Source organism: Escherichia sp. WS338, from assembly GCF_046486405.1.
GTDB classification, from domain to species: Bacteria; Pseudomonadota; Gammaproteobacteria; order Enterobacterales; family Enterobacteriaceae; genus Escherichia; species Escherichia coli.
The window spans coordinates 214,889-228,030 of sequence record NZ_JBJQLL010000003.1; the positions used below are offsets into that span (position 1 = coordinate 214,889).

Here is a 13,142-nt window from a genome sequence, read left to right on the forward strand (position 1 = left end):
TGTCCTTATTGTTTTATTTAGACATCTAAACGTCTTGATTGCCAAATACTAGCATCGTGTTATAGTGCCTTCAACACGCAACTTCGTCAGGTACAATAAAAATGACAAATAACCCTCTGATTCCACAAAGCAAACTTCCACAACTTGGCACCACTATTTTCACCCGGATGAGCGCGCTGGCGCAGCAACACCAGGCCATTAACCTGTCGCAAGGCTTTCCTGATTTTGATGGTCCGCGCTATTTGCAGGAGCGGCTGGCGTACCATGTTGACCAGGGGGCAAACCAATACGCGCCTATGACTGGCGTACAGGCCTTGCGCGAGGCGATTGCTCAGAAAACGGAACGTCTGTATGGCTATCAACCGGATGCCGATAGCGATATCACCGTAACGGCAGGGGCGACGGAAGCGTTATATGCAGCGATTACCGCATTGGTGCGCAATGGTGATGAAGTGATCTGCTTTGATCCCAGCTATGACAGTTACGCGCCCGCCATCGCGCTTTCGGGGGGAATAGTGAAACGTATTGCACTGCAACCACCGCATTTTCGCGTGGACTGGCAGGAATTTGCCGCATTGTTAAGCGAGCGCACCCGACTGGTGATCCTCAACACCCCGCATAACCCCAGTGCAACTGTCTGGCAGCAGGCTGATTTCGCCGCTTTGTGGCAGGCGATCGCCGGGCACGAGATTTTTGTCATTAGCGATGAAGTCTACGAGCACATCAATTTTTCACAACAGGGCCATGCCAGCGTGCTGGCGCATCCGCAATTGCGTGAGCGAGCGGTGGCGGTGTCATCGTTTGGCAAGACCTATCATATGACCGGCTGGAAAGTGGGTTATTGCGTTGCGCCTGCGCCCATCAGCGCCGAGATCCGCAAAGTGCATCAGTATCTGACCTTTTCGGTGAATACCCCGGCACAGTTGGCGCTTGCCGATATGCTACGTGCAGAACCTGAGCATTATCTTGCGTTACCGGACTTTTATCGCCAGAAACGCGATATTCTGGTGAATGCCTTAAGTGAGAGTCGGCTGGAGATTTTACCGTGCGAAGGTACATACTTTTTGCTGGTGGATTACAGCGCGGTTTCTTCGCTAGATGACGTTAAGTTTTGCCAGTGGCTGACGCGGGAGCACGGTGTAGCGGCGATCCCGCTGTCGGTATTTTGCGCCGATCCCTTCCCCCATAAACTGATTCGTCTCTGTTTTGCCAAGAAGGAATCGACGTTGCTGGCAGCAGCTGAACGCCTGCGCCAGCTGTAGTTATTTGACAGTCCAGGCACGGGAATATTGACGGTCGGCAAACAACTCTTGCAGGCCGTTAATTTGTTTCAGGCGCAGCACTTCGTCGCTGTCCATTCCCAGCTCTTTGCCAATTTTATTATCGTCCCATCCCAACTGGCTGAGTTCACGAACAATTTCGGACATGGCAGTGATTTGGTGGCGACCACGAGCGCGGTTATGACGAATAGTCGCGGCGATGCGTTGATTACGCGTACCTTCCAGACAGGTCACCGGCAAATAACCTTTTAAGCGTAATTTTAACGATGATGAGCCTTTACCAATTTCATGGCGGTGAAAACCATCCACGATTTCCAGGGCATTTTTATCCGTATGCGTGACCACAATGGGTTGGGTAAAACCATCTATTTCAATGGATTTTTTCAGCAGTTTTTTTTCGGGTGGTGCCACGTTGTTTGGGTTGTAATCATTAGGCATAAGTTGGCTGTTTTTAACCCACAGAACGCAATCCACTGGCTCTTCACGAAAGGGGCTAACCTGATGGATCGCCATGCGGATTTCATTAATCGCTTTGATGCGATCATCTTCCGGCAAGCTGGCGAGAAATTGGGTTAAATCCTGCGTTAATCGTTGTTGCATAGTATCCCCCATTCCTGACGTTTTCCTTTTATCCGTTCGTTATAACGCTGATAGTTCTTCGCTTTCGTAGGACTAAATGATAATGCCCGGCACCAGTAATCGTTATTGAGTAAAACTTTGCATATTCGCCGCCAGGAGGGGATATCTTTCGCGCCAATGTCCCCTTGCTGGGTTTGTGGAACTTCGATGCCTTTTTTCTGATACCAGTGCAAATAAATGGCGATTTTATTGCGGTAATGCTCAGCTGTTTTTTCCGGCATGCTATTGAGCAGCAATAATGCATATTCTTGCCAGTCTAAATGTTCTGGCTTGAGGATTTTCCGATGACCATAAAAATGATTATCATGTCCGGCGTAAATGCCGCCACTTTTTACCCCGCTGACTCGTGCGCACATAGCAGCCCAGCGATCCGGTTCGATAACGTGATAGAGCCATAATCCTTGCCGTTGCTCCGGGCCAAAAGGTTCGCAAATTCGCATATGACGCAGAGGAACGCCTGCCTGATACATTATATTATACAGTGGGTTACAGAGCTGTTGATGGTTAGCATACCAGGTCCAGATATCAGCCACTTTCCAGTCGTAGATGGGGTAAATGTACCAGCTATGACCGCCTGGTGCGGCGGTGGTCCAGGGCATATCATCGGCAAAACGTTGTTTATTTAAACTGGCGATGGCGACAAAACGGTTGTAGGACTCATCTGCACGGATGCCGATCATCATCGCCGCCGGACGTTTTTGTGAAAACCATTCAGCAAACTCACGCACAAATTGTTCGAAGGTCATGCCAGGCTGGTAAAAGGAGAAAAAGTCAGGATCGGTTATCGCATCTTGCGGGGGCTGACGCACCCATTCGACATCAGGTTCCCAGCACTGCCATTCGGGTTGGTATTGAGAAAGGGAATTTTGCGTCGTAAGCGGGAGCGCAACCCAGTAAAACTCTTCGATGACATCGGCGTAAAACTCACGTAATGACTGAACATAGTTAATAGTGCATGAGAACTGCGCTTCCCAGTCGATAAACAAAACGCAGATTTTTTTGCCCATTTGTCGGGCAATTTCGGCTGTCAGATGCAGCATTAATCCGGAATCTTTACCACCCGAAAAAGAAACACAGATACGGGGTAGGGTATTAAGTGTCCAGGTAATACGTTCTTTTGCAGCTTCCAGAATATTCAGTGGAAGCGGGATTTTATAAATAGACATCTAAAAACGCTCTCTGAACGTTACGGGGTGACTCGTGAGATGAATCCGCTAATTATAGGATAAACGAAGCAAGATAGAGCACATTATTTTATATTCACACAATGAATTAATTGATGCGTAATATATTATTTGTCAGTGGTAATGAATCAGAAACTATCATTTAAACGATCTATGAATCGGGAGAAGACAAGGTTGTTCAACGAAGCCTTGTTATAGGAAATATAAAGTTTAACCGCAGGAAGAGGTTGTTCTAGTTTTATTTCTTTTAACTTCAAAAAATCACGATGTAAATCGTACAGTTCGGTGGGCACAATGCCTAATAAGTCAGTAACAGAAATGCTATTAATTATAGTCAACAAAGAAGAACTGCGAAATGAAACTTTACGGTTTATAAAACGTTCATCTATGTCCATTTGAATTTCGTCAATCCCTGCTGATTTAGATATCAACAGGGTGAATTCTTCGGCGATAATTTGTTCATAGTTACTGGTATCAGTAATACGAGGATGTTTGTTGCTACATATAAGGGAATTGCGAATAGTGTGTAACGGCATGCAGATGACAGAGCGACTAATTACTGGTTGCAGTGTAATTGCCAGGTCAGTTTTGCGTTGAACCAACAGTTCTTCGGCATTTTCAGCTGAAAGCAGGATGTCATGGCATTCTATATCGATTGAAGTATCTTGTCTAAGACAGCGGATTAGCATGTTGTTATTAGTACAAGAAATAAGCTGAGGACCGTAGATAATAAAATTTTTCTTTAGTTCAGACTTATTAACGATATTGATCGTTTGTTCAAGGCCTCTGAGATTTTTCTCAAGATGGTGATGCAGGTTTAACCCTGTTGTAGTCGGCGCGATACCTTTCCCTGAGCGAATGAATAACGGGTCATTAAATTGCGCACGTAAACGTTGTAATGACTGACTAACAGCAGAGGGCGTTATATATAATGATTCTGCCGCTTTACTAATGCTGAGATGTTGATAAATACATTCAAATATGACCAGTAAATTGAGGTCAAATTTTTTTAGATCATAAAGATTAGCCATAACATACTCCGTTGTATTGTCTCTTCCATAAATCATTCACTTGATCAATAATGTTTTTTGTATTTATATGTATTATGTTTTTCTGCTTAACTTTGGATTAAGATTTTCTAAAATAGCATAGCTGTCAGGTGGGTTACGAGCAATTCATGCGTTTTTAGGATGGTTGAAAAGCAAGGATATATTTCAACCATCCATGAATTATCCTTTATTTATTCCCCATAATGATATTAAGCATTTTCTGATCGGGTAATCCGACGGCTTGTTGCAGGGTATTTTCCTTACTCATGTAATAGATAGCTGGTGTGACATTTGCCCCCAGATCGTCCATGAGTTTCTCGTTGTCGCTTAACACTTTCATTTGCTCTGTGCTTACGTTTGCAGGCACGCTTAGCTTAAGCTTGCCACCAGAGGCTTCATATTGTTGCCAGGTTTTTGCGGGATCTTTGGAGGCAAGAATTGCCGCTGCTGTCGCCGGGCTTTCTGGCTTGATAACCCCAACCAACAATGTTCTTAATTGCACTTTGCCAGAATCTACCCACGGACGAGCCTGCTGCCAGAATTGTTTACAATATGGGCAGAACGGATCGGCGAAGACGTAGACAATGACCGGCGCATCTTTTTTACCGTCGAGGAGCCAGTGGGATTGTTCCATCCGTTGCCACATTTCACGTCCGGCGGGTGCGTAAATTTCTTTTTCGATAAGCGTGTTACTCAGGTTTTCACCTTTTTCGTTGTACATGTAACCAGAGATAGCGTGCTTACCATCTGGAGTCAGGTAGATGGTGACGCCCATATCCTGATACTTACCGAGATAACCTTTCATTCCTCCAGGGGCATCGAACGTTTTGATGATTGTAATACCCTGTTTTTCAATCGCTTTTACTGGGGCAGGAAGTTCCTCTGCGAAGGCGATTGCAGGAAGCAGAGCCAGTAAAAGTATCTTTTTTAACATTAATTTGTCCTTTTCAGTCAGTGCAAAAGTCGAGTAAAAGGCATAACCTATCACTGTCATAGGTAAGAGCTTAGATCAGGTGATTGCCCTTTGTTTATGAGGGTGTTGTAATCCATGTCGTTGTTGCATTTGTAAGGGCAACACCTCAGCCTGCAGGCAGGCGCTGAAGATACCAAAGGGTAGTTCAGATTACACGGTCACCTGGAAAGGGGGCCATTTTACTTTTTATCGCCGCTGGCGGTGCAAAGTTCACAAAGTTGTCTTACGAAGGTTGTAAGGTAAAACTTATCGATTTGATAATGGAAACGCATTAGCCGAATCGGCAAAAATTGGTTACCTTACATCTCATCGAAAACACGGAGGAAGTATAGATGTCCTTGATTAACACCAAAATTAAACCTTTTAAAAACCAGGCATTCAAAAACGGCGAATTCATCGAAATCACCGAAAAAGATACCGAAGGCCGCTGGAGCGTCTTCTTCTTCTACCCGGCTGACTTTACTTTCGTATGCCCGACCGAACTGGGTGACGTTGCTGACCATTACGAAGAATTGCAGAAACTGGGCGTAGACGTATACGCAGTATCTACCGATACTCACTTCACCCACAAAGCATGGCACAGCAGCTCTGAAACCATCGCTAAAATCAAATATGCGATGATCGGCGACCCGACTGGCGCCCTGACCCGTAACTTCGACAACATGCGTGAAGATGAAGGTCTGGCTGACCGTGCGACCTTCGTTGTTGACCCGCAGGGTATCATCCAGGCAATCGAAGTTACCGCTGAAGGCATTGGCCGTGACGCGTCTGACCTGCTGCGTAAAATCAAAGCAGCACAGTACGTAGCTTCTCACCCAGGTGAAGTTTGCCCGGCTAAATGGAAAGAAGGTGAAGCAACTCTGGCTCCGTCTCTGGACCTGGTTGGTAAAATCTAAATTTCCTTTGTCTTTCGCGCTACTAACTCCGGCGCGAAATACTTCGGAAATTCACCTAATTCTTCGGGTGCTGCGGCACCCGATTTTCTTCCCCGCACCATGATGCAAGCTGCATCCAGGTAGCCGCAGAGGCCGCTTGCATGATGATGTTTAAAGCCCAGGAGATAAACATGCTCGACACAAATATGAAAACTCAACTCAAGGCTTACCTTGAGAAATTGACCAAGCCTGTTGAGTTAATTGCCACGCTGGATGACAGCGCTAAATCGGCAGAAATCAAGGAACTGTTGGCTGAAATCGCAGAACTGTCAGACAAAGTCACCTTTAAAGAAGATAACAGCTTGCCGGTGCGTAAGCCGTCTTTCCTGATCACCAACCCAGGTTCTAACCAGGGGCCACGTTTTGCAGGCTCCCCGCTGGGCCACGAGTTCACCTCGCTGGTACTGGCGTTGCTGTGGACCGGTGGTCATCCGTCGAAAGAAGCGCAGTCTCTGCTGGAGCAGATTCGCCATATTGACGGTGATTTTGAATTCGAAACCTATTACTCGCTCTCTTGCCACAACTGCCCGGATGTGGTGCAGGCGCTGAACCTGATGAGCGTACTGAACCCGCGCATCAAGCACACTGCAATTGACGGCGGCACCTTCCAGAACGAAATCACCGATCGCAACGTGATGGGCGTTCCGGCAGTGTTCGTAAACGGGAAAGAGTTTGGTCAGGGTCGCATGACGTTGACTGAAATCGTCGCCAAAATTGATACTGGCGCGGAAAAACGTGCGGCAGAAGAGCTGAACAAGCGTGATGCTTATGACGTATTAATCGTCGGTTCCGGCCCGGCGGGTGCAGCGGCAGCAATTTACTCCGCACGTAAAGGTATCCGTACTGGTTTGATGGGCGAACGTTTTGGTGGTCAGATCCTCGATACCGTTGATATCGAAAACTACATTTCTGTACCGAAGACCGAAGGCCAGAAACTGGCAGGAGCGCTGAAAGTTCACGTTGATGAATACGACGTTGATGTGATCGACAGCCAGAGCGCCAGCAAACTGATCCCGGCAGCGGTTGAAGGTGGCCTGCATCAGATTGAAACAGCTTCTGGCGCGGTACTGAAAGCACGCAGCATTATCGTGGCGACCGGTGCAAAATGGCGCAACATGAACGTTCCGGGCGAAGATCAGTATCGCACCAAAGGCGTGACCTACTGCCCGCACTGCGACGGCCCGCTGTTTAAAGGTAAACGCGTAGCGGTTATCGGCGGCGGTAACTCCGGCGTGGAAGCGGCAATTGACCTGGCGGGTATCGTTGAGCACGTAACGCTGCTGGAATTTGCGCCAGAAATGAAAGCCGACCAGGTTCTGCAGGACAAACTGCGCAGCCTGAAAAACGTCGACATTATTCTGAATGCGCAAACCACGGAAGTGAAAGGCGACGGTAGCAAAGTCGTAGGTCTGGAATATCGAGATCGTGTCAGCGGCGATATTCACAACATCGAACTGGCCGGTATTTTCGTGCAGATTGGTCTGCTGCCGAACACCAACTGGCTGGAAGGCGCAGTCGAACGTAACCGCATGGGCGAGATTATCATTGATGCGAAATGCGAAACCAACGTGAAAGGCGTGTTCGCAGCGGGTGACTGTACAACGGTTCCGTACAAGCAGATCATCATCGCCACTGGCGAAGGTGCCAAAGCCTCTCTGAGTGCTTTTGACTACCTGATTCGCACCAAAACTGCATAAGAAGAAGTAAGATTCACCTGCAATTGCTTAGCCGCCGGGGTCAAACCTGGCGGCTTTTTTATTGCATTAAAAAGCCCTGCAGGGATGGCTCCGGGCAGGGCGGGAGACTTATTCTGGCAATTAACGCACAACCAGCACCGGCAAATTGGCGTGGCGGATCACGCTCGAGGCGTTAGAACCCAACAGATGAGTTGAAATTGATGGGTTACGCGAACCAATCACTACTACATCTGCATCAAGTTCTTTCGCTAACTCGTTAACTTCATCCCGCACACTACCAAAACGGACATGTTGCTTAATGCGGGAAGGATCGATGGTGAAGTGGCTGACCATCGTTTGCAGACGTTCTTCTGCTTCATGTTGCAGATGCTCTTCAAAACGACGTACATCAGCGGCAAAACGGTGCAGGCTCAGGCTGGCTGACCCCGGTAGTACGTGAAGTAGATGAATAACTCCGTCATCCTGGGCGAGGAATTCAGCGTGGCGAATCGCTTTGTCGCTCAATTCCATTTCGAAAACATCCACTGGCATGATGATTGTTTTGTACATAAGCATTCTCTCCTTGTTTTTGCATGTATACATAACAGCACATTATTGGTTATGAATCTATAATTTGCGAGGCTGATTTGATCTGAATTTGCTATTGAGCTGGAAAATAAATAAAAACCAGGCGCTACCAGCGTTGTTCAAGGTATAGCACTGCAGCAACAATAATTGCTGCTATGAATATATAAAATGCAGTGATACCGAGAGCTTCGCTCATATGAGGTTCCGCAGATGAATAGCCAGTTCAGATTAGAATGCTGCGCTTAAGAGCAAAATGATAAATCTGGTTGATATTTGAGCGGAAAGAGGATGCGAGTGCATCCTCTGGGCAAAGCGAGTTATCGCTTGTGCAGATGGGATTAAAGCAGGTAGTCGCCAGCAGCTTCTGGCTGGTATTCGAGTTCCAGCACTTCAAGGTGGGTTGCAACGCCGCCCGGAAGTTCCCAGTGAATGGAATCGCCAACGCGCAGCCCCAGCAGTGCGGCACCTACCGGAGCCATAACGGAAAGCTGAGTATTGCTGTCGGTCATTTTTGCCGGATACACCAGCGTGCGCACACGCACTTCGCCATCGCTAAGATTGCGGAATTTAACCCGGCTGTTCATTGTCACCACGTCGTGTGGCATCTCTTCTGGCGAACACATTTGGGCGCGATCCAACTCTGCGTTTAACGCGTCGGCGATTGGCAAACCAGCATAGGCGGGTTGCTCCAGCAGAATATCGATGCGTTCGGCATCCAGGTCGTTAATGATGATAGTTGGTCTGGACATTTTTACTCCATGTCGTCGGTACTGCGAGTGTCGCAGATAAACATACCCAAAAGAAAACCCTCACCGTCAGGCGGCGAGGGTTTAACTCACATGATGATACTGACTGTTGCTCACTCTTTGAAGTGATTTGCGTCACATTCAGGGAATTCCTCAATGTAGCGCATTATGTATAAATCTTAATCGTCATGGTTTATGGAAGACGAATTAGCGTGTTTTGTAAATCAGAGGATTAATAACCTGCTTTATCAATCACAAAGGTTTTGCCACAGTTGCCTGGGTGTGGTTGTGGCAAGAATGAGTTGGCAGAAAGCGGAGCGTTGATGGCGTCAGCTTTGATCGAGATCTGAATTTCAGTCAAATACGCAGGGTTACCCTGGCACGTTAGCTTAACTGCTTTCACGTTCTCTTTTCCCCAGCTTTTGGCAAAGGCGGCATCAAAGTCACGGCGGCTCACTGTTTTACCGTAGTTATCCGCAAGGAATTTTCCGGCTTCGCTCTCTTTAATTTCTTGATTCAGGCGTACCATCGTGCCGAAGTATGCGTCTGGATCAAAACCAAAGCAGGCACCGTGTTTGGCATATTCGTAGCGTTCCAGGCAGGAACGTCCGCCAGCTCCTGGCATGACTTCACTTAGTTTAGCGGCCGTTTCCAGTGATAACCCGGTTTCCGGCGATGAACACATTCGGCTGGCGCGCGCTTCTGGTAGATTCGGGATTGGGCGAGTAGCGCAACCGAAGCGCATCCAGCGGCGTTCATCAACACCACGGGCAGCAACCGATTTAGGCAATCCTGGCCACAGACCATGTACGGTCAGAAAATCAGCTTTGTTGGTCGTTTCGGTTTGCAGGCGACATTCATCTCGTTCGTTACGATTTCGATCGTGTTGACTCTGGCAAAATCCGGTTTGCCAGGAGAGGGCCAGGACATAGCGATCAAAATCGCCATACTGTTTTGCCTGCAACGCCACGGCGTTGGCAGAAGAGAAGGGAAGCAGAGAAACCGCGAGCAACGCGGCGTTACGCCAGAATGCTTTCATAATGGGTGTGGAACTCATACATACACTGAATATTATCTATTTAATCATAAAAAAGCCCGCCAGGTGGGTTTACCTGGCGGGCGTGATGATTTATTCAGCGTTTGGCGAACGTATTAGTTCCACATGGCGAGAATCGGCCAGCCAACCAACAGCAACATAGAGATGTAAATCACCCCGAAGATTGCGCCAAGACGCCAGTAATCTTTTGATTTCACATAGCCACAGCCGTAAATAATCACCCCAGGACCGGTTGCATACGGCGTCAGACAGCCCATGATACCGATAGATAGCACCAGCAGGATACACAGTTGTTCCATTGGTACGCCCGGAATACCTTTACCGACGGCCAGAATAACCGGCAGCATGGTTGCGGTGTGCGCAGACAGGCTGGCAAACAGGTAGTGTGCAAAGTAGAACACCAGAACCAGTACAATCACCGTTGCGTTTGGTGAGAATCCTTCCAGGTGCGTACTCATGGTATTGGCGAACCAGTCAATAAAACCAGAACGAGTCAGGCCGTTAGCCATCACAACCAGAGTTGCCAGGTTGACCAGCGTGTTCCATGCGCTGTTATAGCGGGTAATGTCTTTCCACGGCACAACGTGCAGGGCCAGCATTAGCGAAACTGCCAGCAGACCAACCGCAGTAGCATTAATGACTTCACTGCCAAATACCCACAAACCTAAGCTGAGCAATACAAGGCCAATCAGCGTCCACTCTCTGCGTGTCAGCGCACCCATGGTTTTTAGTTCATCACCCGCCCAGGTTGCCACTTCTTCACTGTGTGTGATTTCCGGTTTGTACAGCACGTAGGAAAGCCACGGCGCAATGATAAGCAAGATAACCCCAACCGGCAGGAAGCAGAGGAACCACTGCAACCAGCTAATCTGGATACCGGCAATTTTGCTGACGAACTCCAGACCCAGCACGTTTGGTGCCGCACCGGTGACAAACATGGACGAACTCAGACTGGTACTAATGACCATCATCCACATCAAATAGCCGCCAATACGACGCGCGGACGGATCGTTCGGGAATGATTTAAACAACGGCGGCAGGTTTTTAATGACCGGAAAAACCGTACCCCCGGTACGCGCGGTGTTGGACGGTGTAAACGGTGCCAGCAGAATGTCGATAATGACAATCGCATAACCCAACGTCAGCGTGCGTTTGCCCATGAATTTCACCAGGAAAAGGGCAATACGACGGCCTAACCCGGAAACTTCATACCCTAATGCAAAAATAAATGCGCCAAATACCAGCCATACCGTGGTGCTGGAAAAACCAGCCAGACCCCATTTCAGCGCCTGTTTTTGCGCATTAAACGCTGGGTCAGCTAATTCTTTGGCATTAAAGAGCAGGTAATTACTGCCAATAACGCAAATAGTAACCGCAATAAAACTGATCGCCGTTGCCGGAATTGGCTCGAGGATCATGCCGACAATCATTGCCACAAACACTGCAAAGTAATGCCACGCCTGCGGCGGCATACCGTCAGGTACAGGGATAAGAAACATGACACCCATCACCACCAGGGGCGCCAATAATTTCCATATATTATCTTTTGCTAAAGACATACGGGTTCTCCGAAAATTAATATTTCCAAATTTATCAAGTGCTTAAATAATTAAATCTGTGCTAAAAACCAGGTAAGGATCAGCAGGTCGGCACTGCCGCCTGGACTGAGATTTCGTTCGATACACTCCCTGTCGAACTGCCGGAGATAATCGAGATCGGCGGGGGTTCGAATGCCCCCTTTTTGCAATAATGTTTGCGCCTCGCGCTGTAGCCAGCGCAGGCCCCCCTCGCCACCGCGCGATGCAACGTTGGTATCGCCGTTGGTAGCCATCAGTAGGAGCAAGGTATCGAGCAATGCCAGCTCAGGATCTAACCCCTGATCCAGCAGAGTGAGGTAATGCGGCAAGGCGTGGTTGATCACCAGTGGATAACCCGCTTCGGCTTCACCGCGTGCGCCGGTAAGGCCAAGCTGCTGGTACAACCGTTGACCTGCCGTCAGTCGTGAATTATTGGTACGCAGTTCGCGATCGGTCAGGCCACGGCAGAAACTTGCCGCCGTAGAACAAACGGTTGTTGGCGTTACCGGCTGGTTGAGCTGAAGCAAACGACCAATTGCCGCACACAGTAGCCCTAAAGAAAAAATGCTTCCTTTATGCGTGTTTACGCCCGCAGTGGCGCGGAACATATCACCTTCGCAAGCCATACCAATTGGGCGTAATCCGTTGAGTACCGCTTCCGGTGCCATTTCTGCACTACAGGCACCAAATTCAATGAAACGGGGTAACCAGCCCTGAATCGCCAGCGCGCTGCGGTGGAAATCTTCCAGCGCCATATCTTTGTGCGCACCGCAGTTAATGCGATCCACGAGGCCTGGTTTCGGTGACAGGTTGACTTCAGTCAGCATGGCGCGCCAGCCCAGCAGGGCGTACTCATCGATTAATGACGTCGCAAGCTTTGTGGTTTTAGTTGACGTTGCAGGCATCGACATCGTTTAGCAGCGCCTCCATGCGGTTGAGTAAATCGGTCAGTTGATGGGTTTTTCCACGCGCGCAAACAGCTGCGCTTTGCTCGCACAACAGGCAGCGGCGAGGCGGCAGTGAATAATCGCGGCGGGAGAGAATGTCGCCTTCGGGCGTCAGGACATCGATATCCCATAACCGCCCGAGAGGATGACTATGTTCAAGCTCAATGGTGGCGAGCTTGAGGTCGCGAGCCGGGGCGGCAATGCTCAACATGCCCTCCGGCCCGCTGGCGGAAACCAGTGCAGCCTGCTCCTGAATTTGCCAGCCCTGTTTTGCGGCTAAGGCACGCAAGGCTGTCACGCCATGATTAAAAATTCGGCGTGTGACCTCGCTGTCTTTAATCGGCCCAGGCGCAACCACGGTAAAGGAGACCAGTGGAACAGGATGGCGCTTGAGCCAGGCGTGTTGCCGTGCTTGCCTTTCATCCCGGCTGACGAGCAGCTCGGGAATTGACACCGCATGGTGGCTGGCGAGTTCAGGAAGCAGGTGCATG

The 13,142-nt window shown here is 48.8% G+C and carries 14 protein-coding genes; 3 read left to right on the plus strand and 11 right to left on the minus strand.

The features are described from left to right. Nucleotides 1–101 precede the first annotated feature (101 nt). Nucleotides 102–1,262, plus strand: a complete 1,161-nt coding sequence (ybdL, locus tag ACJHWT_RS03760) for a methionine-oxo-acid transaminase (protein WP_000183970.1) — start codon at nucleotides 102–104, stop codon at nucleotides 1,260–1,262. Here ybdL and ACJHWT_RS03765 read toward each other — a convergent pair whose 3' ends face one another. From ACJHWT_RS03765 to dsbG, 4 genes are all read right to left on the minus strand, one after another. Then, nucleotides 1,263–1,892: an IbrB-like domain-containing protein gene (locus tag ACJHWT_RS03765; RefSeq protein WP_000502941.1), complete on the minus strand. Its 630-nt coding sequence runs from the start codon at nucleotides 1,890–1,892 to the stop codon at nucleotides 1,263–1,265. Further along, nucleotides 1,865–3,085, minus strand: coding sequence for a phosphoadenosine phosphosulfate reductase (locus ACJHWT_RS03770; protein WP_000029774.1), 1,221 nt, complete (start codon nucleotides 3,083–3,085; stop codon nucleotides 1,865–1,867). The genes ACJHWT_RS03765 and ACJHWT_RS03770 overlap by 28 nt, the downstream gene beginning before the upstream one ends. Nucleotides 3,086–3,231: 146 nt before the next feature. Further along, nucleotides 3,232–4,134 carry a DNA-binding transcriptional repressor CitR gene (gene citR, locus ACJHWT_RS03775; RefSeq protein ID WP_001295853.1) on the minus strand — a complete coding sequence of 301 codons (903 nt, stop codon included), beginning with the start codon at nucleotides 4,132–4,134 and terminating at the stop codon, nucleotides 3,232–3,234. 205 nt (nucleotides 4,135–4,339) lie between these two features. Further along, complete coding sequence (gene dsbG, locus ACJHWT_RS03780; protein ID WP_001346360.1) at nucleotides 4,340–5,086, minus strand: thiol:disulfide interchange protein DsbG; 747 nt, start codon at nucleotides 5,084–5,086, stop codon at nucleotides 4,340–4,342. Nucleotides 5,087–5,457: 371 nt separating this feature from the next. Between dsbG and ahpC the strand changes: the two genes are divergently transcribed. After that, nucleotides 5,458–6,021 (plus strand): alkyl hydroperoxide reductase subunit C, encoded by a 564-nt coding sequence (ahpC, locus tag ACJHWT_RS03785; protein ID WP_000052796.1) that lies wholly within the window; start codon nucleotides 5,458–5,460, stop codon nucleotides 6,019–6,021. Between the two features lie 170 nt (nucleotides 6,022–6,191). After that, complete coding sequence (ahpF, locus tag ACJHWT_RS03790) at nucleotides 6,192–7,757, plus strand: alkyl hydroperoxide reductase subunit F (protein WP_000887629.1); 1,566 nt, start codon at nucleotides 6,192–6,194, stop codon at nucleotides 7,755–7,757. 120 nt (nucleotides 7,758–7,877) lie between these two features. On the opposite strand, the gene uspG is transcribed toward ahpF, so the two are convergent. The 7 genes from uspG to citX form a co-directional block, all read right to left on the minus strand. Continuing rightward, on the minus strand, nucleotides 7,878–8,306 hold the full coding sequence (uspG, locus tag ACJHWT_RS03795; RefSeq protein ID WP_001295855.1) for a universal stress protein UspG: 429 nt from the start codon (nucleotides 8,304–8,306) through the stop codon (nucleotides 7,878–7,880). Between the two features lie 124 nt (nucleotides 8,307–8,430). Next, nucleotides 8,431–8,520 (minus strand): small membrane protein YldA, encoded by a 90-nt coding sequence (gene yldA / locus ACJHWT_RS03800; RefSeq protein WP_001287361.1) that lies wholly within the window; start codon nucleotides 8,518–8,520, stop codon nucleotides 8,431–8,433. Between the two features lie 142 nt (nucleotides 8,521–8,662). After that, the gene (gene rnk / locus ACJHWT_RS03805; RefSeq protein ID WP_000089731.1) at nucleotides 8,663–9,073 is read right to left on the minus strand and encodes a nucleoside diphosphate kinase regulator; all 411 of its coding nucleotides are present in this window, start codon (nucleotides 9,071–9,073) and stop codon (nucleotides 8,663–8,665) included. 229 nt (nucleotides 9,074–9,302) lie between these two features. Continuing rightward, nucleotides 9,303–10,109 carry a ribonuclease I gene (gene rna, locus ACJHWT_RS03810; protein ID WP_001295857.1) on the minus strand — a complete coding sequence of 269 codons (807 nt, stop codon included), beginning with the start codon at nucleotides 10,107–10,109 and terminating at the stop codon, nucleotides 9,303–9,305. A gap of 113 nt (nucleotides 10,110–10,222) precedes the next feature. Next, nucleotides 10,223–11,686, minus strand: coding sequence for a citrate/succinate antiporter CitT (citT, locus tag ACJHWT_RS03815; protein ID WP_000050340.1), 1,464 nt, complete (start codon nucleotides 11,684–11,686; stop codon nucleotides 10,223–10,225). Nucleotides 11,687–11,736: 50 nt separating this feature from the next. Further along, a complete protein-coding gene (gene citG / locus ACJHWT_RS03820; protein WP_000062476.1) occupies nucleotides 11,737–12,615 on the minus strand; it encodes a triphosphoribosyl-dephospho-CoA synthase CitG in 879 nt (292 codons plus the stop codon). Beyond that, a complete protein-coding gene (gene citX / locus ACJHWT_RS03825; protein ID WP_000550407.1) occupies nucleotides 12,590–13,141 on the minus strand; it encodes a citrate lyase holo-[acyl-carrier protein] synthase in 552 nt (183 codons plus the stop codon). Before citX ends, citG begins: the two co-directional genes overlap by 26 nt. Nucleotide 13,142: the final 1 nt, after the last annotated feature.

Coding starts and splice junctions, on each gene's coding strand:
- citX (WP_000550407.1), bottom strand. CDS start 13,141: ATGCACCTGCTTCCTGAACTCGCCAGCCACCATGCGGTGTCAATTCCC.
- dsbG (WP_001346360.1), bottom strand. CDS start 5,086: ATGTTAAAAAAGATACTTTTACTGGCTCTGCTTCCTGCAATCGCCTTC.
- rna (WP_001295857.1), bottom strand. CDS start 10,109: ATGAAAGCATTCTGGCGTAACGCCGCGTTGCTCGCGGTTTCTCTGCTT.
- uspG (WP_001295855.1), bottom strand. CDS start 8,306: ATGTACAAAACAATCATCATGCCAGTGGATGTTTTCGAAATGGAATTG.
- citR (WP_001295853.1), bottom strand. CDS start 4,134: ATGGCTAATCTTTATGATCTAAAAAAATTTGACCTCAATTTACTGGTC.
- ACJHWT_RS03765 (WP_000502941.1), bottom strand. CDS start 1,892: ATGGGGGATACTATGCAACAACGATTAACGCAGGATTTAACCCAATTT.
- ybdL (WP_000183970.1), top strand. CDS start 102: ATGACAAATAACCCTCTGATTCCACAAAGCAAACTTCCACAACTTGGC.
- ahpC (WP_000052796.1), top strand. CDS start 5,458: ATGTCCTTGATTAACACCAAAATTAAACCTTTTAAAAACCAGGCATTC.
- ahpF (WP_000887629.1), top strand. CDS start 6,192: ATGCTCGACACAAATATGAAAACTCAACTCAAGGCTTACCTTGAGAAA.
- citG (WP_000062476.1), bottom strand. CDS start 12,615: ATGTCGATGCCTGCAACGTCAACTAAAACCACAAAGCTTGCGACGTCA.
- citT (WP_000050340.1), bottom strand. CDS start 11,686: ATGTCTTTAGCAAAAGATAATATATGGAAATTATTGGCGCCCCTGGTG.
- ACJHWT_RS03770 (WP_000029774.1), bottom strand. CDS start 3,085: ATGTCTATTTATAAAATCCCGCTTCCACTGAATATTCTGGAAGCTGCA.
- yldA (WP_001287361.1), bottom strand. CDS start 8,520: ATGAGCGAAGCTCTCGGTATCACTGCATTTTATATATTCATAGCAGCA.
- rnk (WP_000089731.1), bottom strand. CDS start 9,073: ATGTCCAGACCAACTATCATCATTAACGACCTGGATGCCGAACGCATC.